Source organism: Streptomyces sp. ME19-01-6, assembly GCF_033793745.1.
Classification (GTDB): Bacteria; Actinomycetota; Actinomycetes; order Streptomycetales; family Streptomycetaceae; genus Streptomyces.
Genome location: NZ_JARAXF010000135.1, coordinates 1 through 631, shown reverse-complemented (window position 1 = coordinate 631; position 631 = coordinate 1). Strand labels below are relative to the sequence as shown.

The window sequence follows — 631 nt, the reverse complement described above, 5'->3', positions numbered from 1 at the left end:
GGTGCGTCCGGCTCACAGGTCTCGGTCAGATGCATCTTGTAGCCGGTCCAGCCCGAGCCACGCTTGATCCCGTAACGGGCATCGGTGTCATAGGGCGAGCACAACCGGTGATGAACCGGCGGGAGGTCCTTGCCCTCCCGCCAGCGCACCCCCTTCTCGTCGCGGTGGTACTGCTGGACCCAGGAGACCCGCAGGGCCTGCACCGCCTCGATCTCGCGCAGCCAGTTGGGAGCCGTGGGGGCGTAGACCGCCTCCAGCAGGACGAATCCGTCCCGTCCGACCTGCTCAGACCACTGTTCACGGACCTCTTCGCCCTTGGGGAAGCGGTAGTCGTCCACGCGTGGCCCGTAGCGCTCGGCCCACTCGGCTGTGACCAGGCCGGACAGCCATGCCGGGGCCGCGACCGCCAGCGCCTCCAGTGCGGCCCGCAGCGTCTCGCCGACGAACTCCATCCTGTTCAGCGTCCGCACCGCCGCGAGCACATGCGTGGAATCGGTCCGCTGCCGGCCACCGGTCTTCAGCAGGTCCAGCCCGCGCAGGCGCTCCAGCACCAGCTCCAGCGCCGTCTGTTCCAGTCCGTGCTCGATGAGACGGGAACGGAACAGGCTCAGCACGGAAGCGTCGAATCCGG

Annotated in this window: 1 pseudogene; it reads right to left on the bottom strand. The window is 68.8% G+C overall.

The window, feature by feature from the left end:
• A pseudogene (locus PV419_RS53000) lies at positions 1 to 631 on the bottom strand (IS1182 family transposase); the annotation flags it as partial.